This is a genomic window from Planktothrix sp. (genome assembly GCF_046067725.1).
Lineage (GTDB): Bacteria > Cyanobacteriota > Cyanobacteriia > Cyanobacteriales > Microcoleaceae > Planktothrix.
This window is the reverse complement of sequence record NZ_JBJUDF010000274.1, coordinates 1-18,944: the sequence shown is the minus strand read 5'-3', so window position 1 is coordinate 18,944 and position 18,944 is coordinate 1. Positions and strand designations below refer to the sequence as shown.

The following is an 18,944-nucleotide window of genomic DNA, read 5'->3' as shown; positions in this document are numbered from 1 at the left end:
TTTGGATGAAATTATCGGCAGTTAGAAAGTTTGGGGCCGTCAACACAAAACGGTTATTTCCTACAGCCAATTGCCAATCATCGGTTAACAGGTTTTTTGTCTCCATTCTTCCCCCTCACCACACATTCTGAAATTTCCTTTGTTTCAATTCCTGATAGGCATTAAAAGGAATTTCAAGAGCTTACCCCATAAGGGTTTTAGCCGTTTTATTCAAGTTTTCTAAGTGCTTTCGTTCAATTATAGCACGAGTTTTGACGGTTTCGGCAATCAAAAATGCGCTAACCCCATTTTTGAACAAATCGTCTGGAATGCTTACTACGTCTTTCTTTTTGGCTTTTTTCTTCCCTTTCTTCTCCGAACAGCTAGAGGTTGTCGCATTTTTTAAGATTTGATACCAGAAATTATCTACTAACTCAACCCCATGATCCAATGCTAATTGAGCCAACCCTTTGAGCTTAACATTCTGACCGGAGTTAACATCACGAGCGACGGTATAACCACAATTAGCACAATGATGAATCCGTTGGGATAAGCTTTTTCGCTCTTCATGCCCACAATTAGCACAGCGTAAAGTAGTGCCATAAGCAGGAACCCGAATTACCAATTTATCGTGTTCTTTAGCTTTGGTTTCTAATAGTTCAATCGCCTGACCAATAGCAATATCGCTCCCCGTTCTATTACTTCCCTTCTTGCGTTTTTGATTGTTTTTCTCATAAACAACAGCCCCATTATCTGCCGTCACTGGATTACCTTGTTCATCGGTTTTAGTTTTAGCTTTTGCCTTCCGGTAGACGTTAGCAGGTTTGTAATCTTCAACAAAAATCACGTCAAACCACTTAACTAAATTAGTTGAATGCCAGTGATTAAACGACCGTCTATGACGTGCTATTTTTTCATGCAGTTTAGCGATCCTTTGATTCAACTTCTCCCAGTTTTTTGTCTTCCCGTTGTTCATCCTAAACTTACGAGAGAGACGTTTTTGCATTCGTTTTAATCGTCTTAAATTCTGTTTTAAAGGTTGGGCGGCTTTGATTGTATGACCATTATCAAGTGCCATAACGAACTGATGTCCTGGGTCAATTCCACAAGCTAACCCAGTCTTCTTAAACTTTTTAACCGGAACAGTAGCGGTAAACTGAACATACCAACCCGATGCTTTTTTACAGATCTTCATTGGGTTAAAATCAACGCCATACCACCGATTGTCAAAGCCTATAACCTCTACATATCCCAGTTTAGGAATATTGATGCTACTGCCTTTTATCCCAATATCCTTAGCGTTGTAATGCAATAGCGTCATCACCTTATCCCTAGCAGTCTTAAACCTTGGTCGGGAATGGCGACCCGCTAGGAATCCATCCCATGCTTTTGAGAGTTCATGGCTAACCCCTTGGATGAATTTAGCAGGGCAATCCGTAAATTTAACCTTGCGCTCCTGTCCTCTGACCATGTAGGTAATAATCCGGTCTTTGTGGTATTGATGACCGAATACCTTTAAGAATCCGTACAGAATAGATTTTTTGGAGTTGAGTGAGTCAATTTGCGGGGTATCCTTATCGATTGAGACGGGGTGAACCAACCCTTTTGAAGTCTCTTTTCTCTCGGTGCTTAGTTTCCAGTCGGGGATTTCTACTCTGACGAACTGTTTAAGCTTGCGATCATATCGTTGCAGAGGCATGGCAGGAACGTAAGACTTTGAAATCTTATCGTAAGGGTTCCAATCATTAAATTCTTCTATTAACCCCAGTGAGCGATTCCAGACCCACTTACAAACCAACATCCAATCTTCTAGGGTTCGTTCCTGCTCAGGGGACAGGATAAGCTTAAATTCTTTTGTGCGGACATTTTCGCTAACATTAGACATAGCCTATTAAAAATTGAAACGTATATATTGACATTTTCATTATATACAACTATCATTAATTTACCGACGTTTAGATCGGCAAGCTGAAAGGCTGCCCTTCGAGCCGAAACATTAGGATTAGGCGATGAAGAGGGAATTCTCTACCTAGATATAGGTAGCAATTAATGATAGGCAAAAATGAAACAAGAGGGGATTAATTTCCCCCTCTTGTTTTGCGATTAGTCGAAATTGCGGACATCGCCATTCATGGTTGTGAGGTAAGTTCCCACTCTTTAAATTGATTCCAATGCCTATCAGGAATTGAAATACTATGATAGAAAATACAGGTAAAATCAATGGCTTTAGTTGAAAACATTAGAAAGAAAATCAACAATTTGAATATTCTGCTAAATGCAAATAGCGATCGCATGGTAATCGGAGGGATAGCCTCCAACCTACTCCCAACGAATGCCTACTTAACCTTAAAACCTTTTCTGGTTAACGCGAAAATTGAACAAGGAATCCCCTGGCAGTTGCAGACTAAAACCTTTATTCCTGTCGGCGGGAAAATAAGAGCATGGGCAACAGATACCCCAGTTAATTTAATTTGGAATTTAGACGATGTTGATGCCTGGAATTCAGGAAATCAAGAAGATTGGAATACTCCCGAATCGGGGGATGCTTCTGTTTTATTAGACCTAACAGTTGTCCCTATTTAAGTTAAAATACGAGTAATCTATAGAGGATTTAATTATGGCTTGGATGGGAGCGAGATCTAACGTTGCTGCTATAACAGCTTTAAATGTAACTGATTTACAAGATAATATTGTCTTTGCTGCCACATCAGAATTGAAGTTTTTGTTGCTTCAAAAAACATCGACGGCTACTGCTGACAATTCAACGGTGTGGGCTGCTACTCCATCGGGACGATGGCATCTTGTAGGGGGGAATAATTCAGTTATTGAGCTTGCTAATTTAGCAGCATTAAAAGCTTTAACAACAGCTTCTCAGGATAGGTTTTACATCCTGAATACAACACCCCCAGTTATTTACAATTGGGATGCTCAAAGCACTGCTACGGCTGACGATAATTTAATTGTTAAGCTAACTTCTGTTACTACTGGACGGATGTATAAAATATATCCTTCTGGGGCTTCAACAATCGTCTCTGCATCAGCACCTACAACTGTATTGGCATCAGGAACAATTTATGTGTGGACGGAAAATACGAGCGGAACAAAACCTGCTGATGCTGATGGTAATTATCCAAATTCAACTATTACTTATGTTAGTAATGGTACGATTTGGAAAACGATAAATGCTTGTAAAATTCATTATCTGGGAAGTCCTACATCGGCAGGTAAACTTCCTAATGACATTCAAGAGGAATGGGTGGATTTAAATTCGGGCGGATATCGATATGGTGTTACAAATCAAAGTTCAAGTACACTAACATGGGAGATTATTTAAATGCGATTATTAACTTGCGGTTCTCGGTCAGAAGTTCCATCGGAAATTATGCAAAATTTTGATGGTGTTTTTGCTGGTTATTTTTGGGATTTGTGGAGTCAGCAACCAAATGTGAATATCAAGAAAATTGCTGATAAGTATAATAAAACAGAGATTTGGTCAACGTTCCTTTACGGTAACAATCATCAATCCCCAGACCCGGCATCAGGAACTAGCACGATTGAAGATTGGGTAAAAAAACGAGTAAGTACATATTCTTTTGTAACGCATTGGAATTTAATAAATGAGTTTATTGATGATAGAAACAATTACAATCCATACCTAAACTATCAATATGAAGATATCAAAAAATATTTAATAGCAGCAAAAGAGGCTAATCCAGCTATCAAATTAATAATATCTGATTTCCGGCCGTATCAACTTGATAGATGGCGAAAAATCAAGGATATTTGTGAACAGTTATTGACAGAGGGTGTCCCTCTTGATGGCGTGGGGATTCAAGTGCATTTCAAAACAACCAACGCATATTCACCTATTCCGGGTGTTCCTTATGTACTTGATGCCTTGCCGAAAGTTATAGATATGTTTTCGGGGTTAACTTCAGTCCATTTAACAGAGGTCTCTGGATGGCGGCATTATACCGAATCACCGGATAAACTTATCCCACTATGGGATAAGTTTTTGGTATTAGCTCGAATCAAAAATGTTGAAAGCATTTGTCCTTGGTGGCTAAATGAAACCGATGAAAACTACCCCAGGAAAATGCCATCATTTGAGGAATTTTTGGGTTCTGGAATCTATGATAAAGATTGGAATCAAAGGTTAAGAATCAGTATTTAACTATTGAGTATTGGATATTAAGGCAAAAAACACGCTATATCCAATACTTGCCCTGCAATAGTATTTTCCCAAAAGGTATTAGTCGCACCCGCATAATTCGGATTAAGGCTTGGGTAATATGCCCCGCCTTCTAAGCTTTGTTTTAAACCTATCTTATTAATAGTAATATCAACGCTTCTCTCGATTGGAATAGAATCTTCAAATAACATTAAATTATCACTCCAATACTCACCGAACCGCCAATAATAAGTAGTGCCGTCAAATTGAAAATCCTCTTCAGAAGCTACAAGTTTATATTCTATAAATCTAATTTTTTTTGTTGTTTGATTATTAACTCCTATTCCGGGGTTAGGGTTAGGAATCCCTAAGCCTTTTAATTGTATTATTTGTTTTGATGGGATTAAATTCACGGGTTTACCGTTTTCTCCTCTCTCAACGGTCATTATTTCTAATTCAAAATTAAAGTATTCTTCAGAGGTTGAAAAAGCCTCTATAAATGGCTGTAGTTTACTTTTAGAACCCAGAGGTGAATCAAACGAATTTCCATTAGTAGGCTCCGCTACATCATAATAATGATTGTATCTAAGATTTTTTAATAATTTTGTTTCAGGAAGACTGTCTCTAAATGTCATTAAGCCACGCTCCTCTTAATTTCATAATAGGAAATGATCTAGGGGATATTCTAACCCATTTTTGAATTAGATTATTTTTAATAATAGCACTCCCCAGAAAGCAATTATACTCTACTATTTTATCAATGAATCCATAATTACCGCTTTCAGTGCTTGTATAATCATAAAGAAAGCTATTGGGATAACTAGGGTTATAATCGTTGGCTTCATGTCTGGGAGTCCTGCCATAACCTGAGAATAATCCAGGTGTTTCAAAGTAAAGATTTTTACCTTCTCCTGATGTTCCGTTTAACGAATAATCAACAAAATGATTAGCAGGTTTCTCACTCAATAAATAAATAATCCAATCCAAATCAGTCCACGATTCTTGAGGTGTTAGAAAAGGTGGGAATGAGTAAGGGGGGAGTTCGTCTGCATATCGTTTATCAACACCTAATCCGACTTGAGGATATACAATTGGATAGCCACAATAGCCCCGTTTTCCGGTTGTTGGTGGCACAATTCCATTAATCGGGAGAATATCGGGGACTGTCCAATCACCTGAGTCTGTTGTTATATTAATAAACTGCAACGGTTTTACTTCTGTCGTATGGTCTAATAAAACATAATCTTTTGTTATCTCATGAGTCCATCCATTTTGTGATATAGTTTGATTTTCTCCTCTTGAATAAGTGACATCTTCTACAATCACCATGTCACTTTGTCTAATTTTAAATACTCGACATTTATTAAACCAATCAACTTGCGGAACGACAGCACCAGTGGTATTAAGATAATTACCTGTACCTGGTGGAAATATTAATGTCCTGGTTTCAATTGTCCATGAATTAAAATTTTCGGAATAGTGTCTTTCGTTGTTATAAGGAGTTGCATAAGGTTTCTCACCAGCTTTCCATTCCCTGAAAGGGGCGTATAAAATCTTGGCATAAATATATTCTGAATCTAATTCTATAAATCCCTTGAATAGTTCGGAAGTCCACTCAGCAACAACAGGTTGTAGACCCGACGTTGGAGAAATATTTTTGTTGTAGAATGCTGCATTCCCATACTGAACTTTTGTTGCACGGGTCGGAAATCTAATTGGTAATTTAACTTCTTTATCTTGTCCATCTCCTTGCAGATTGACAAAGATTTCAGAATACCTGCCGTAATAGGTTGCGGAAGTCACCGGGGGGATAACTTCGGGGTCTGGGTCGTCGGGGAGTCCGCCACCGTTTAAGTCTCCGGTTGTAGAGCATCCGAAAGGGTTTGCGACTACTTTTAATGAAATACCACTATCTAGCTCCCAATAAGAAGCAGCTTCACCTAATAATGTAGCAAAATCTCCTAGTTGATTTCGCGTCCCTTTAAATACGACATATCCACATCCGGTGTCAAGAGTAATGTCACCACTATAAACCCATTGTTCGTCATCATATATTGAAAAAGCACCACCTCCCGCTCGATACCAATCATAAGGATCAATATTAGAATTGCAAACAAAACTAGAGGCTTCATGAGCGACCCAGGCGTGTCTACTCTGTAAATTAAAACTGTCCTGATGGTCTTCTTCTCTATAATAAGCATAAGTTTCATCGGTATTAATACCAGAAGAACCAGGTGGGATATAAACACCTCCTCTTGGCCAGTAATATACATTGCCTTCAGTAAAAGCTGATTTGTTCCACCGTCTAACTTCCACATTATAACCAATAGTTGCCCCAAATAAATTCATCGGGATATCTAACCCTTGAAACAATATTGCTTTATTGATAGGTAATATTGGCGACATTCCAAAAAACCAAGGCCCTGCGCCATCAGACCTATCATTCCAAAACGCTCCTTTTGTATGTAAATCACCAACCCGGCTTGGTAATAAATTTAAAATATTAAAATCTTCTTTCGTATATGGATTGGTATTATTTCCAATTGTAAATAATGCGACGACTAAATCTGCTGGGTTTAAACCTGAACCAGCATCATTACCAGACTGAGGAGCATATTTAGAATCTAATTTCCTAATTAAACAATCTGAAAGTGTGGCATAATTTCCACAATTATCCGGCATTTCATGACAGAAAAAGGATTGTTCTGCACCTTTTGAAACAGGATATAATGGTTCCATTCTCCGCCATGAACGAATGGGGGAAGTATATTGAAACAATTCATCTGTTTCTGTTAGTTTAGAGTATAAAAAGGCGACTCTAACAGGATTTTGAGCGTAGGTCTTAAAGCGATATTTTCCAGAAAATGACATAATATTAAATAATAATAATTTCAGAGTTAAAAGAAACCTGCGTTACTATTTTATCATAATTTATTCCCTGACCCACAGGAGAGGTATAACCATAAGCAAAAGAGACCAATGAATCATTATTTTTGTCAACTGAATACAAAAATAATATATTAGCTTTATCTTCAGTGTTAATCAAGCTAACACCCGTTGATAACTGAATAGACACCCAAGGGGATAGGGTTGAGACACTGCCTAGAATTTGAATATTTGTATGGGGAATTTCTGTGGTTGAGTTATCGATAATTCCCCTCAGAATGTCATCTGATTTAACTGTAATAACCCCTTCATTATTAACAATAAGAGATATTAAAGTTTGGGAACTATAGCCAAACCCAGTAAACCAATCATTATCACTACTAAACCAACTTAAACACTCCCTAGAGAAGCAATCCAAAGGCGGGGCTGTTGTTGTATTGTCAGAGTTTTTATCGTAATTTGAAACTGATATAACCTCGTTGCCATTGTCCCCAATTCTGAACAAGAATAAAGATTTTGCATTCTTAATTTGGGTTGGTTTGACTCTTAAATCATTTAACGCAACAAACACCGGAGACGATTCTGGTCTAGTATAACTGAAAGGATTTTTAATCGCTGCGGTTCCGAGAGGAGAGGTTAAGAACTCACTCTCAGAATTTAAGCACAACCATTCTGAGTTAGTCGTGGAATAAAATTCAGGGATAATAGGAGAAAATCCCACCCCATAACTCGCCTCACTCCCCCATTGCTTCTTGGCTATATACTCCAAAAAGTCAACAGTAGGGAGCAGGGAAATAGAGCTAACATAATCAGGAGATGTCATGGCGATCGCCTTCAATTACTGGCAGAAAATATATATTCTCTTTCTCGTCCTTAACAACACGGATTCTAGCCTTTCTCCCTTGATTATCTACAAGATTTCCTTCCATCTCTTCTCTAATTTGAACCTGTTGCTTTTGCTTTTCTACTATCATTCCAATTCCTCAAATATTTACTATTATTCTATCATTGATCATGCTAAAATTAAAACAGCCAATAGAGATGCAACTCCACTGGCTGATGTGTGAACTCTTAGAGGGTAAAAAGCTCACGGTATGATTGTACAACAATTATCGCTTTTTGAGACAGAAACAATCCCAACAGGGAAAGAATCAGACGAGAACTATACTCCGTCTGATCTAATCTCGTTAGTGCATCAATTTTATGGACATCCTGAGTTGGACGCTTTTAGCTGCGAGTCAGCCAATAAAGTTGTCAAAGCTTATAAAATGTTTACGATTAAGGACAACGGATTTAATCAAGACTGGAGAGGATATAAAACTATCTGGCTGAATCCTCCCTACAGTGCAGGATTCCTAGAGCCAGTTGTTGATAAATTGCTTGATTTGTTAGAGATAGAATACCCCGAAGTTTTCCTGCTAACAAATACTGACTCAACTCAGTGGTACAAAAAAGCGTTGCAGCGTTGCGATCGCTTTATTCTCCCCTCAACTCGCCTCACTTTCTATTCCCCCAAGCGGGCGGCGGAAGGGAAGAAACAAGACCAAAACCGATTTTCCCAAACCCTGTTCTACTTCGGTTTGCAACCGCAAAGAGTAGAAGAAATTTTTGAAGGTTGGGGCGTTGTTTGTCAAACTTCTAAATGGTGATTAATTATGAAATATTCAGGACACATTATTGTTCCTCCTTTCCTGCCTATAAAAGTTGTGGTGATGACAAACAAAACAAGCCACACCTTGAAAATAAGAAAATCCGGCTCTCTTGGTGACTTTATTGATTCAGAATCAGAACATCTGATTGAAAACAAAAATGCACTAAGTCGGCTTATTAATGGAGAAACCATTATTTTATAATCCATGCACGAACTAAGAACTTACGAAGCCATCAGAGATATTTTTGAGGATAAGATAGTCTCAATGTGTTTTGAGCCCGATCCTCAAGTATTCGTTCAATGGTTCCGGGTGATGGTGGGGAGCGCGACAATTGAGGATGATGTCGTTCTCTACCGAACTATTGATGGGAGGACTGGTGGGTTTGATTTCCGGTGCGATCCTTCTACTAAGGCTGTGATGGTTGCTTTTGCGATCGCTGGTATGCTTTGGACTTCAATCTTCCCCGGACTAATGAGGAAGATTGGGAAAACTTGGAAGAAGAAATAAAAAATAAACCCGGTAGGTTTACCGGGTTTTAAAGCTTAAGATTTAATACATTATCAATGATTTATAACGCTTTACTGCGTCCCACTGCCCTTGTGTGGCAGCTAGGTGAACATTATGATAGTCGTTACCTTCACACCTTTTATGATGACGGGCGATGACTCCCTCCAGTGAAACACCGAGACACTCTTCTTTGTCACTTTGGATCATTTCATCTAAGGCGATAATTGTTTCAATTCCTAGATTATTTGGATCGTAAGCGACAGAACTCAACCCTTCTGGGAGAATACCGTCATAGTGACGGTATCGGGCGTGAATGACGTGAATGAGCTTAGGTTTATCCATCTGCCAATACCGCCTCAAAATCGAAGCGGCAATCATTTGATTGATCTATAAATATGCTTCTTGTGCCTTCTGGAAGTAGCTCCGGGTTTTTAAAAATTTTCCCCCAACACTCAATCTCGAAAGGATGGGTATTCTCACTGTTTTGATGATAGATGTACCCATGTCCTCCGAAGAGGAAGTTAAACGTTCCCTGATCTTCTTCTACTGGAAAATTCTCAAGCTTTCCATTAGAAGAATTGATTATTTTCCCAATAAATTCACCTTCTGTTGTGGCGAACAGGTGATCATTCCGATAGGTTAAAAACATCATAACTATCTCCTTACTATCTCCTTTTATTTTAATTTTGCTGCAATAGAGGCGATCGCATTAGCTAATCGCACATCGTCATTATTCTTGCAAAAGTCTAAGATTTTTGGTGTTGCGGGGTTTTGATTGTTGATCACTTCATCCACCCGACAACTTCCTTTCATATACTCCTGGCACAACATCCGAGTTTCTTCATTCCAAACATGAAAGCGGAGTCCCGATAGTTGACGGGCTTCGGCTAATGTTGTTGGAATTCGACTGTCAATCTCCATAGGTTTAATGTCCCAAATTGTTAACTGTTTCTGTTTCAGGGTTTCCGGTTGCTTCCGGGTTTCAAGGGTTTCTACTTGTCCTTCTAAAACAGTCAACTCAAAACCCCACTTCCGAACTAAGGATCGGACAGTAGGGAATTTTTTGATTAAATTTTCTAATTGTTTTTCTAATTGTTGAATTCTGGCTTTGAGTTGTGCGACGGTCAGGTAGGATTTCATATTGCCTCAACGCCCATTCCCGGTGGCGACCCGATAAAAAGTTGTTTGAAAATGCCGTCTTTCCGGCTGTCAGCCTACCCACGCCCTCAAGGTTCAATCCTTGTATTTGCTACTTCTTAGGGTAATTGTCGCTTCAGTAGCCTAGCGATACAAAATCTTGTATACTTTATTTATACTCCTAATTTAGAAATATGTCAAGAGGAAAATGGAAAAAAGATCTAAAATACCAGAAGAAGCTACAGGTATGGCTTTCGGAAATTGAAAGGGAGAGGTTAGAGGCGATCGCAGCCTCCCGAAACCTCTCCCTCTCTGAATTAATAAGATATTGGATCAATCAATCTTGATCCAATATCTCCAAAGCTTTTTCCTTATCTCCCCAAGCTAGAGCAATACCGATTTTTTGCAATTGCTCTTTTAATTTCTTTGGGACTTTGAGGACGGTGGTTTCCGTCCCCTGCGGGTATAAGCTAGGTCGCCCAACGGATTTGGCTCCCATATTTTGTCCTTTTGAATTTTTAATGGGTGATTATTTCACCCTATACCCCCACAATCGCACTATGGGGAATAAGGGGGAATAATTAATTAATTAATCGCACCGTGTTCGCGTGCGAGCTCCCACCAAGAGGAAAATGCTTCTTCCCCCGACGGGGTTTTGAACATGAGACGCTCAAACGAGCGGTGGATTTTCGTCTCGTTCCAAATTTCTCCTTTGAGGGTTCCCGCTATCAGGAGCCCTCTTCTATATTGTTCTGACGAAGCGGGGTGGAAAGTGATATTTTTATAGTGCATAATTTTTCTCATCTATTAACCGCAACTGTTTAGTTAAAAGCCCCATCACCACGTCAAGGCAAGTTGCTTGATGGGGTTCCCTACATAGGAGTAGGGAATCAAATTATTCTTCGACAATTAGGATTTTTAATCCTAATTGATTAGCTTTTTTCTGAACTTCTTCTGGCGAGGGCCATCCGCCGACTAGCGGATGATCTTCCTCGATTTCTTCCCCGCCCACCACCTGGTAGGGGCAAACAACAAATCGATTGGCGTCAAGCAAACCATCGAAAGATTCTTCCCAATAACCTTTTAAGCTATCCATAGTTTTATCCTCTTTTTCCTTTGTGTTTAGGGTTGTTTCTCTCAACCCCTTGTGATTACTATATTACACATTTCGTGACGAAATGTCAAGGGGTTTCGTAACTAAATTATTTATCAAAATACAAACACCCTCAAAACCTTTACAGGGAGGGTGTTTTAACCTTTTTAACTTTATTCACTCAGGCGACTTGATCCTTTATTATTTTCCTTAGGCAAAAAGTTGACACTCCGAAACCCGTTAACTTCCTTGATCAACTTCTGTCCAAAACCAAATTCTTGAAGCTCATCAAAAATCTGCTCTGTTGTTTCCGCGTTTAGTCCGTACTGAGTGCGGAGTGATGATTTCCGATAACAATCACGGGCGGGGATTGGCTCCCCCTTAAATATTTCCAGTAGAAAACTATAAACGGCTTGCGCTACCTCCGATGGGATTTTTTCGGGTAGTTGCTTCTGGTTTGTCCCATTCCAGGGGGATTTATACTTGGCTTGTAATTCTGACTCAAGACTTAATCGCTTCTGTTCCTCCCATCCCTTTGTGATATAAAAAGCAATTTTTACTCCAACATTTTCGATGGATTCAAGATGTTTCTTAACATGATGCTCCCAGTCGCCTTTGTTGTTCCAGCGTCTCCACAAATCCTTAGATTGTCCAATATAAAGAGGGTTTTGATACCCTTCTACAAACACAGCATAAACCCCGGCTTCATGCTGTGGCAACCATTGTAATCCGTCAGGATAATCAACAGATTGCCACGTCATCGGGTTAAGAGGATCTATTGCTTCTAATACTTCTGGGATATTAGCTTTTTTGAGGTTGATCTTAGATTCAGGAATAATCGGGGTTAGTTGGTCGAAAAGCGGTTGTAAGTATTTAAATTGCATCCAAACTTGAGTTTTTATCTCAACATCAATTGACTGATTTCTTGCGTCCTTTTTGAAGTTAGAGATATAGCCTTGATGAGCGGGTTTAAAGTCTCCCGTCTCCGGGTCTGATTTATTAGCAAGGAAAAGCTTTAGGAAAGAACTATCAACAGAATCTTTCATCCCTTTAACTCCTGCTAATGCTTCACAGGTATCATTGTGGGTTAAACAAATAATAGAAACGGCTGATTTCCTAACATCTGAACACCAAGACTTAAGCATTAGTGCGGCTTTATTCTTATCTTGCAAACAATCCTTGTATTGAGTCATCTCGTCAAACAGAAACGAGAATTGCTGATCATCTCCCTGTAGGCTGTTGGTGACAAAATCAAAGTATTTATCAATTCGGGAACCAATAGCTGACCAGTCCTTTTTACCCCCGATAACATCAAAATAATTGACCCATCCATTTTTTTCAGCATGAGGATCGGCAACAAATATTTGATGCCCTTTCAGGAGCATTCGACACCCCAAAACAAACTGAGTAAATGTAGTTTTTCCTGACCCTTGATCTCCAATAACCATCAATAATTTATTTAGGATGCAAGCTTTAAACCACTCATTTCCTTCAGTCCAAATTACATCTCTTAGTTCTTCTACTGATTCAAAGTAACCCCGCTCCAATACCGCTTCGACCGGATTGATTTTGATCTGGGGGAGAGGAGGAATAATCAAGGGCTCGGGTTCTTCTCTCTCTAATACCGCAAGCTGACCGCGTGGCTGTTCTGTTTCATATTCTTCCGGCGGTGGGAGTCTTGGGTTTTGGGGTTGAGGATAGGGGTGTTGTTGACGCGCGATCGCCTGTTGGCTTTCTGCAAAATAAACAGCATCTCTAAGTTTGTCTAACTCGCTTTCCATTCCCAGTCGTCGCAGGAATATCGCCTCCGTTTGCTCCTCTAATTTGGCTTGCAGTTTAGATGCTTTCTCAGATTGGGAAGACATCACCCATCCGGCAACAGATAACGCGGCTCCGGTGGCGGTTCCTGTGATCGCCCACTGGGGAGATTTATTGATAGCAATCGGGGAAAACATAGATAGCCCACACCCGGCAATTGTTAACCCTAATGCCCATGCTGAAAGGTGAGGGTTTTTGAGATGATCGGGGATATGACTCACGATTCCTCCTGTTGTGGAGGTAGGGAGAAAAAGACCCAAGATGAAATAGCGACAGTTAGCAACAGACACCACAGAAGCAACCTAAGAGCTATCCAAGCTTGACCCAATCCCAGGGCGTAGAAGATGCCAATTAATAATGCTACGACTCCAAATATTATCTCGGCTGTGTCAAAATTACCTTGAGATTCAGAGAAGAGATAGAGGGCGATCGCTCCGACAATTCCCCCTAAATAGAGGCAAATTAAAAGCACTCTAATCTCAGGGAGAATTAAGGCAAAATGGGATAGCAAAAAGGAACAAGATAAACCTGTCCCGAAGATTGAAAATCGTTTAATTTTCCAGATGTTTTTCATAGTAACAAAAGTTTTGTTTTTAAATTATTTGTCATCTTTTACAAACTGTCTGATTACCTCCTTACTCTCATTAACCAAGTCCTGTAATTTATCGCGTTCAAAAACATATTTATTCCAGAGCAAGACAGTCCAGCGAAGCAAATCTTTTAACAACCAAGGAGAAAACCCTGACACATCTTTTTTATTGACGATAAGATTTCTATAATAATGCTCTTCCCAGAATCCGTAGCAAACTGGAGGTGCTTTTGTATTCAGGAATGGATTTAGAGAGTTTATTAATCGTGATTCATGATAGTTAGAGGTGCTATTGTCTACATAAACCTCTCCGAGCAAGCTGTCTTTACCAAAAAACATGACATAAAGTAGGCATTCCCCCTCTTCTGGGATTGCTGAAGACTGTATTTTTTGTCTTATTTTAGCGTGACTCCCCAGCCTGTTTTTTACGTTTCTTGAATACCCGATATAAAAAATCCTTTTCTTAGAAGCAAACATATAAATTCCGGGTTTACTATCCCATAAATGGGCAATATACCACTCCTTTACTTTTGCTTGTTCTATAAATTGATAGGTGAAAGCCCACGGACTTTTAGATAATCCAAGGGATTGAATAAGGCAATATCGATTTATTTCCATAGTTATTCAAGGGGGAATATTTCTCCCCCTCAGAAAGTTTACAGTTTCATTGAGCTTTCAATTCGGTCTAGTTGACCCAGAACATTCAACGCTCCGGTGTGCTCATTAGCAAACAGGGAGACTGTTTTCATGTAGTGGGGTGTTTGAGCATCAAGGTGTGATTGGGTTTTCGTCTTTTCATTAAACCGATCAAGGGATTGGTTGGATTGATGTCGAATATCTTCTTGATCCGCTTTGTACCATTGGGTTTTAGCGACTTCAATTTGCTCTTTCGCCTTGACAACTTCCTCCTTATTTTTGGCGGCTTCAGTGGCTTGCTTGGCAATAATTTGCGCTCCTTCCACTTCGTTTTTCGAGTAGTAAACTTTATCAGGAATATTGAATTGTTGCTCAAACTCCTGAGTCCCCAAGTAGGAGCGTTCTCGATTCCAGGGAGTAATATCTGTTTTGCTAACAGGAGCCATAGCCTTCTCAATATCGCATCCCGTTCCCTTGGTTTTGATGACCGTTGAGGTAAACTTTTTGAGGTTGTCCAATCTAGTTGCCATTGATTTTCTCCCATTCTTTAATCAAGTGTTTTTTACATCCGTCGCCGCCATTGTTTTTAAGGCATTTGTTGTATGCTGAAAAGTTGGCGGCTGTGATGAATTTGTGGAAAGATTCGGTGGGTTTATGAGTTAATCGAATAGACTCAAAGACGATTAACCCAACTAACCCCACAGAAAGTAAACTCATAAACCATGTAAAAATCTGAACTGAAGAAATAGTAGGGGCGGGGGTCTCGGTTTCTTGAGAGGATAAATACATTTAATGAGATATCTCCTGTTGTTTTTGTTGAGAAATTGAATCGAGATAGCCAGCAATTGCACCACTAAGAAATCCAAATAAGTGACCCTCCCAACTAATACCTTGACTTGCTAACGTTGGGGACATTCCCCCTATCAAATCTTGAAATACAATCCAAGTTAGAACCGCACAAACTAGGTTTGGAAAATCAAGACGGAACACAGCAGACAGAAGACAGAAACCGAAAAAACCATAGATTGTTCCGCTTGCTCCCACGTGAATCGATCCAGGCTGCCCCATTACCCAAACCGCAGCACCCGTAAGGACAGAAATAATCCAGAAGTTTTTGTTGAATTGTCCGGGTGCTTTGAGGATTGTTAGTGAGGCAAGGGGGACGTATCCGATTGTGTTACCGATAAGGTGTTGAGCGTTACCATGAAGGAATGGGGCGGCAAAGATTCCGATTAGTCCTAATGTGTCCGCTCGTCCGGGTCTGAGTCCAAAGGCATCGAGAGGATTTAAAAACATCTCCAAACCCCACATGATGCCGAGGTAGAGAACAGCCCACTTGAAGTCTTTAATCAAGTCCTTCATTTCTGGTTTTTCGTCCTTCTAGCCACTTTTGCCGCATCCTCTCTGAAGCTTGCTGTGCCTGCTCTGAAAGAATATTCCACTGAGATCGAGGCTTTATTTGTTCTGCCCCCCAAACACAATCTTGTTTTGTTTCGCTTAACGGGTTTTCCTGCGGGTGTGTTTGATAATAAAAAAGGGCTGTTGTTACCCAGTCGGGGTCTAGCAAACAAGGATCGGGACAAAATGTAGCCTTTGCTTGCTCTATTAGTAAAAGCGTTATTTCAGGGTAGGAATGTTCCATTTTATAGCTCCGGGTGTTTGCTGTTGTGGGGGTGCGTGATTAGCTTGGGGAGATGGCATTAATCCTTGATTTCTCATCAAAAAAAATCCTATTCCGAGAAGAGCGATCGCTCCCCAAATATAGTTTTTAGTGTTGTTGTTCATGGTTAAAAGTCCGAGTACAAAGGATGTTGTTATGGAGACTTGTTAAAGCTGGGATTGTTGCAAATCCAATCACTCCAAATATCAACCATTGAGTTATAAACCGTGTCATCGTCATCTTAAATCTCCTGAAACATACGCTCTACAGAATTGACTGGTGTTTTGGGATGGGGTACGAGTCTCAAAAAAATCCGTACCCCCTCTTTGAATTGAAATAATCAAAAATAGAAACCAAGTCAGTTTCCATGCCAGCAACTCTTTTTTTGTGTAAAGAGTGGTGATGTCCATTATTTATTTATTGCTGTTATTCACGATGACTGGAGATTGAGGCATGATTACAGTGGGTCGCCACATTCCTGTTAGGATTGGAATTGCTAAAATTCCAATAATTAGAAATGGCATTGGAATAGCTGTAACAGAAAATACTGGGGTTTGCTGTTGAGGTTGAGAACGAGGTTGACGACGCTGGGGTTGTTCACAATAGTCTTCATTGTCGTCATCGTAATCAACTATATTTTTAATCCGAATTCTAGGCATGATTTTACTCCTTAGTCGTTGTCAAAGTTGAAAACAGTTGTTCCCGTTCCCGAAGGAACCGAGACAGTATTTGGGGTGACTTGGGGTTGAACTGTTTGATAGGTTTGTGGTTTGTTTAAGAACATTTGAACCCCTAAAAAGCCAATCGCAGTTCCTAAAACCACACAGTGCCAATTTTTAAGTTTTGAAAAGTTCATTTTGTCGTCTCCACGTTTTTCAAGTATTTCGTCAATCTCGACGATTTGGTCAAGATCTTGCGGTGTACATTTGTCGGCTAATAACAAGCGATCGCGCTCTGCTTTTAATTCAGAAGAACTTAAAGATGAAAGTGTTGTAACTTCCGACTGCAAAACGGTTGACTGATCTTGAATCGCTGTATTGCTGAATGTCCATGTTAGGCTCCGTGCCATATTCCTCCGTTTCTGTTGGTAATTGATATTCGTAGGTTCGTGTCTCAGTCCGTCGATTTGGACAAGGTGAATAGGGTTGAGTTTCTGTGTTTAAATAGGCTTGCTGAAACTCGTAGCCCGGTGGAAGTTGTGCCAAGGCATGACCTGACACAGAAGTTGAGACAAGGCTCATGACAAGGCTTGTGCCAAGTTGTGCCAAGACTTTTGGAGGAATCACCGTGTCACATGACAGGGGAGAGTGTACAAGAGGAAGAAGAATTTGATCCATTATTTTGAGTCCTGTTTTACAAAGTCTATGAACTGGTTTCTTGCGGAGACAAGTCCACAAACTTGATCCAAATTTTTCTGCATTAGCCAACCTGTTGCTCCGATTCCTAGTACCACTCCAATCGTTAAAGTGATCAGGGTATTTCCGATGATTGACTTAATATTTCCGATGGCTTTTAACATTATTCTCCTGGTTGTGTGGGAGGGTATTGTTTGGGATTTTACTGATAACTATTCCATTACAAAAGATGATTAACACAATTAGGAATAGCCATAATCCGATCAGAAATTCCATTAGATTACCCCTCCCATTAACAGAATTATATCTAGGCTTGATGGATTACTTACCCTCCGGTAGTGCAAAGTAACCGAGTACGTTTTCACTTCCTGAAAGTTGAAATCGATGTTGTTTTTCAACCTCTCGGATCTCTGCATCAATAATGGTTCCGGCTTGACTAAAACAGGTTACGACTTTGGGAAGTTCAAACCCTTTTAGTAACTGTTCCAAGACTTTATCTTGTAATTTTTCCGCAGCCAATTCGACTACTTTAGGAGCCATTTGCTCTGCTAAACCGTCGGCCATTTTGTCAATAACATCTGCCATTGATCCGGCTGCGTGTTCCGATTTTCCACCCGTTTTCTTTTGTTGGGATTGTAAGTCCTTAACGTATTTTTCAACGGCTTGACCTACAGAAAGAGAGTGAGTTTGTTGCAGTCCAACGATTGAAGAAAGGATCGCAACCATGCCATTTTGAGGAACCTTTGTCGCGTCAAAATGGAAATGTTCTACAAGTGTTGAAATAATTAATCTAGCTCTATCGGGTTTGATTCCGACCGCAGTGGCGATCGCATCGAGGTCATAGGTTTGCTGTGTTTGTGTTGTCATAGTCCTTTTACTCTGATATCGTTCAAAATTCTTTCACGAGTTCGGGTTCTAGCCCGGTTTCGATATTCAATTAACTTACTTGTTGCCTCTGCGGAAATCATTCCGTCGTGGGGTTGAAAATCAAATTCTTCAGGAGATAATACGCTTCTTAAATCAGCGCATAAAAGGCGAAGATGATTGACCGAGATCCCTAATATAGAGGCAACTTGCTCACGGGTATAGTGGGTTATTTCCTCAATACTTGCGCTCCTCATAGTCGGTTGTTAATCGTTTAAGTTTGGTTTCATAAGCGAAATATTTCGTTCGCTTGATACTTAAGATAAGGGTGATTCAATGGATCATCAATGCGCTTGTGAATTCGCTTGCGAACAAACTAAAAACCCCTGGACTCAAACAAAAGATCCAGGGGTTTAAAGGGTTATTTTTATTTTGTGGCGTGTTCTTGATATACCCTGTATGCGTCCTTTTTAGCTCTCCGAGAGGGGTTACGATAACCACAACTCCATTGTCTAACTATTGAATCCGAATAGTCCATTTCTTCTGCAATTCGTTGCAGTGTCCATCCAAATTTTTGTTGCAGATAGTGGGCTGGAT

General features: G+C 39.9%; 28 protein-coding genes. 7 read left to right on the top strand and 21 right to left on the bottom strand.

Annotated features, from left to right (window positions below):
* Nucleotides 1–181: 181 nt before the first annotated feature.
* Nucleotides 182–1,864: an RNA-guided endonuclease TnpB family protein gene (locus ACKPEB_RS17180; RefSeq protein WP_408966183.1), complete on the bottom strand. Its 1,683-nt coding sequence runs from the start codon at nucleotides 1,862–1,864 to the stop codon at nucleotides 182–184.
* A gap of 335 nt (nucleotides 1,865–2,199) precedes the next feature.
* Between ACKPEB_RS17180 and ACKPEB_RS17175 the strand changes: the two genes are divergently transcribed.
* The 3 genes from ACKPEB_RS17175 to ACKPEB_RS17165 are packed head-to-tail and all read left to right on the top strand — an operon-like array spanning nucleotide 2,200 to nucleotide 4,153.
* Nucleotides 2,200–2,562 (top strand): hypothetical protein, encoded by a 363-nt coding sequence (locus ACKPEB_RS17175; protein ID WP_408966182.1) that lies wholly within the window; start codon nucleotides 2,200–2,202, stop codon nucleotides 2,560–2,562.
* A 34-nt stretch (nucleotides 2,563–2,596) separates the two neighbouring features.
* Nucleotides 2,597–3,313, top strand: a complete 717-nt coding sequence (locus tag ACKPEB_RS17170; protein WP_408966181.1) for a hypothetical protein — start codon at nucleotides 2,597–2,599, stop codon at nucleotides 3,311–3,313.
* Nucleotides 3,314–4,153, top strand: a complete 840-nt coding sequence (locus ACKPEB_RS17165; protein ID WP_408966180.1) for an endo-1,4-beta-xylanase — start codon at nucleotides 3,314–3,316, stop codon at nucleotides 4,151–4,153.
* Nucleotides 4,154–4,170: 17 nt separating this feature from the next.
* Here the strand turns inward: ACKPEB_RS17165 and ACKPEB_RS17160 are convergent, their stop codons facing one another.
* The 4 genes from ACKPEB_RS17160 to ACKPEB_RS17145 all read right to left on the bottom strand — a co-directional run bounded on the left by ACKPEB_RS17160 (nucleotide 4,171) and on the right by ACKPEB_RS17145 (nucleotide 8,010).
* Nucleotides 4,171–4,785: a hypothetical protein gene (locus tag ACKPEB_RS17160; RefSeq protein ID WP_408966179.1), complete on the bottom strand. Its 615-nt coding sequence runs from the start codon at nucleotides 4,783–4,785 to the stop codon at nucleotides 4,171–4,173.
* On the bottom strand, nucleotides 4,775–7,021 hold the full coding sequence (locus ACKPEB_RS17155; RefSeq protein ID WP_408966178.1) for a hypothetical protein: 2,247 nt from the start codon (nucleotides 7,019–7,021) through the stop codon (nucleotides 4,775–4,777). The genes ACKPEB_RS17160 and ACKPEB_RS17155 overlap by 11 nt, the downstream gene beginning before the upstream one ends.
* A 4-nt stretch (nucleotides 7,022–7,025) precedes the next feature.
* Nucleotides 7,026–7,607 carry a hypothetical protein gene (locus tag ACKPEB_RS17150; protein ID WP_408966177.1) on the bottom strand — a complete coding sequence of 194 codons (582 nt, stop codon included), beginning with the start codon at nucleotides 7,605–7,607 and terminating at the stop codon, nucleotides 7,026–7,028.
* Between the two features lie 238 nt (nucleotides 7,608–7,845).
* Nucleotides 7,846–8,010 carry a hypothetical protein gene (locus ACKPEB_RS17145; protein WP_313656568.1) on the bottom strand — a complete coding sequence of 55 codons (165 nt, stop codon included), beginning with the start codon at nucleotides 8,008–8,010 and terminating at the stop codon, nucleotides 7,846–7,848.
* Nucleotides 8,011–8,130: 120 nt separating this feature from the next.
* On the opposite strand from ACKPEB_RS17145, the gene ACKPEB_RS17140 reads away from it, so the two are divergent.
* From ACKPEB_RS17140 to ACKPEB_RS17130, 3 genes are read left to right on the top strand one after another with little or no spacing between them, the layout of a single operon-like run.
* The gene (locus tag ACKPEB_RS17140) at nucleotides 8,131–8,685 is read left to right on the top strand and encodes a DNA N-6-adenine-methyltransferase (RefSeq protein ID WP_408966176.1); all 555 of its coding nucleotides are present in this window, start codon (nucleotides 8,131–8,133) and stop codon (nucleotides 8,683–8,685) included.
* 6 nt (nucleotides 8,686–8,691) lie between these two features.
* Nucleotides 8,692–8,889, top strand: coding sequence for a hypothetical protein (locus ACKPEB_RS17135; RefSeq protein WP_408966175.1), 198 nt, complete (start codon nucleotides 8,692–8,694; stop codon nucleotides 8,887–8,889).
* Nucleotides 8,890–8,892: 3 nt separating this feature from the next.
* Complete coding sequence (locus ACKPEB_RS17130; protein ID WP_408966174.1) at nucleotides 8,893–9,195, top strand: hypothetical protein; 303 nt, start codon at nucleotides 8,893–8,895, stop codon at nucleotides 9,193–9,195.
* 42 nt (nucleotides 9,196–9,237) lie between these two features.
* Here ACKPEB_RS17130 and ACKPEB_RS17125 read toward each other — a convergent pair whose 3' ends face one another.
* The 5 genes from ACKPEB_RS17125 to ACKPEB_RS17105 form a co-directional block, all read right to left on the bottom strand.
* Nucleotides 9,238–9,537: a hypothetical protein gene (locus ACKPEB_RS17125; RefSeq protein WP_408966173.1), complete on the bottom strand. Its 300-nt coding sequence runs from the start codon at nucleotides 9,535–9,537 to the stop codon at nucleotides 9,238–9,240.
* Nucleotides 9,530–9,847 (bottom strand): hypothetical protein, encoded by a 318-nt coding sequence (locus ACKPEB_RS17120; RefSeq protein ID WP_408966172.1) that lies wholly within the window; start codon nucleotides 9,845–9,847, stop codon nucleotides 9,530–9,532. The genes ACKPEB_RS17125 and ACKPEB_RS17120 overlap by 8 nt, the downstream gene beginning before the upstream one ends.
* 23 nt (nucleotides 9,848–9,870) lie before the next feature.
* Nucleotides 9,871–10,335, bottom strand: a complete 465-nt coding sequence (locus tag ACKPEB_RS17115; protein WP_408966171.1) for a hypothetical protein — start codon at nucleotides 10,333–10,335, stop codon at nucleotides 9,871–9,873.
* Between the two features lie 892 nt (nucleotides 10,336–11,227).
* A complete protein-coding gene (locus ACKPEB_RS17110; RefSeq protein WP_408966170.1) occupies nucleotides 11,228–11,428 on the bottom strand; it encodes a hypothetical protein in 201 nt (66 codons plus the stop codon).
* Between the two features lie 170 nt (nucleotides 11,429–11,598).
* Nucleotides 11,599–13,206: a hypothetical protein gene (locus tag ACKPEB_RS17105; protein ID WP_408966169.1), complete on the bottom strand. Its 1,608-nt coding sequence runs from the start codon at nucleotides 13,204–13,206 to the stop codon at nucleotides 11,599–11,601.
* Between ACKPEB_RS17105 and ACKPEB_RS17100 the strand changes: the two genes are divergently transcribed.
* Nucleotides 13,187–13,432, top strand: coding sequence for a hypothetical protein (locus ACKPEB_RS17100; RefSeq protein ID WP_313656576.1), 246 nt, complete (start codon nucleotides 13,187–13,189; stop codon nucleotides 13,430–13,432). The two genes, ACKPEB_RS17105 and ACKPEB_RS17100, sit on opposite strands and share 20 nt — an antisense overlap.
* Nucleotides 13,433–13,460: 28 nt before the next feature.
* Here the strand turns inward: ACKPEB_RS17100 and ACKPEB_RS17095 are convergent, their stop codons facing one another.
* From ACKPEB_RS17095 to ACKPEB_RS17045, 11 genes are all read right to left on the bottom strand, one after another.
* Nucleotides 13,461–13,817, bottom strand: coding sequence for a hypothetical protein (locus tag ACKPEB_RS17095; protein WP_313656577.1), 357 nt, complete (start codon nucleotides 13,815–13,817; stop codon nucleotides 13,461–13,463).
* Between the two features lie 24 nt (nucleotides 13,818–13,841).
* Nucleotides 13,842–14,450, bottom strand: a complete 609-nt coding sequence (locus tag ACKPEB_RS17090; RefSeq protein ID WP_408966168.1) for a GIY-YIG nuclease family protein — start codon at nucleotides 14,448–14,450, stop codon at nucleotides 13,842–13,844.
* A 38-nt stretch (nucleotides 14,451–14,488) separates the two neighbouring features.
* Complete coding sequence (locus ACKPEB_RS17085; protein ID WP_408966167.1) at nucleotides 14,489–14,998, bottom strand: hypothetical protein; 510 nt, start codon at nucleotides 14,996–14,998, stop codon at nucleotides 14,489–14,491.
* Nucleotides 14,988–15,185: a hypothetical protein gene (locus ACKPEB_RS17080; RefSeq protein WP_408966166.1), complete on the bottom strand. Its 198-nt coding sequence runs from the start codon at nucleotides 15,183–15,185 to the stop codon at nucleotides 14,988–14,990. The genes ACKPEB_RS17085 and ACKPEB_RS17080 overlap by 11 nt, the downstream gene beginning before the upstream one ends.
* Before the next feature lie 72 nt (nucleotides 15,186–15,257).
* Nucleotides 15,258–15,830, bottom strand: coding sequence for a rhomboid family intramembrane serine protease (locus ACKPEB_RS17075; protein WP_408966165.1), 573 nt, complete (start codon nucleotides 15,828–15,830; stop codon nucleotides 15,258–15,260).
* Nucleotides 15,814–16,110 carry a hypothetical protein gene (locus ACKPEB_RS17070; protein WP_408966164.1) on the bottom strand — a complete coding sequence of 99 codons (297 nt, stop codon included), beginning with the start codon at nucleotides 16,108–16,110 and terminating at the stop codon, nucleotides 15,814–15,816. The genes ACKPEB_RS17075 and ACKPEB_RS17070 overlap by 17 nt, the downstream gene beginning before the upstream one ends.
* Entirely contained in the window at nucleotides 16,086–16,253 is a 168-nt protein-coding gene (locus ACKPEB_RS17065; RefSeq protein ID WP_408966163.1) for a hypothetical protein, read from the bottom strand. The genes ACKPEB_RS17070 and ACKPEB_RS17065 overlap by 25 nt, the downstream gene beginning before the upstream one ends.
* Before the next feature lie 288 nt (nucleotides 16,254–16,541).
* Nucleotides 16,542–16,787 carry a hypothetical protein gene (locus tag ACKPEB_RS17060; protein ID WP_408966162.1) on the bottom strand — a complete coding sequence of 82 codons (246 nt, stop codon included), beginning with the start codon at nucleotides 16,785–16,787 and terminating at the stop codon, nucleotides 16,542–16,544.
* Nucleotides 16,788–16,798: 11 nt separating this feature from the next.
* A complete protein-coding gene (locus ACKPEB_RS17055; protein WP_408966161.1) occupies nucleotides 16,799–17,197 on the bottom strand; it encodes a hypothetical protein in 399 nt (132 codons plus the stop codon).
* A gap of 607 nt (nucleotides 17,198–17,804) precedes the next feature.
* Nucleotides 17,805–18,350 carry a hypothetical protein gene (locus tag ACKPEB_RS17050; protein WP_408966160.1) on the bottom strand — a complete coding sequence of 182 codons (546 nt, stop codon included), beginning with the start codon at nucleotides 18,348–18,350 and terminating at the stop codon, nucleotides 17,805–17,807.
* Complete coding sequence (locus ACKPEB_RS17045; protein WP_408966159.1) at nucleotides 18,347–18,604, bottom strand: hypothetical protein; 258 nt, start codon at nucleotides 18,602–18,604, stop codon at nucleotides 18,347–18,349. Before ACKPEB_RS17045 ends, ACKPEB_RS17050 begins: the two co-directional genes overlap by 4 nt.
* Between the last annotated feature and the right edge of the window lie 340 nt (nucleotides 18,605–18,944).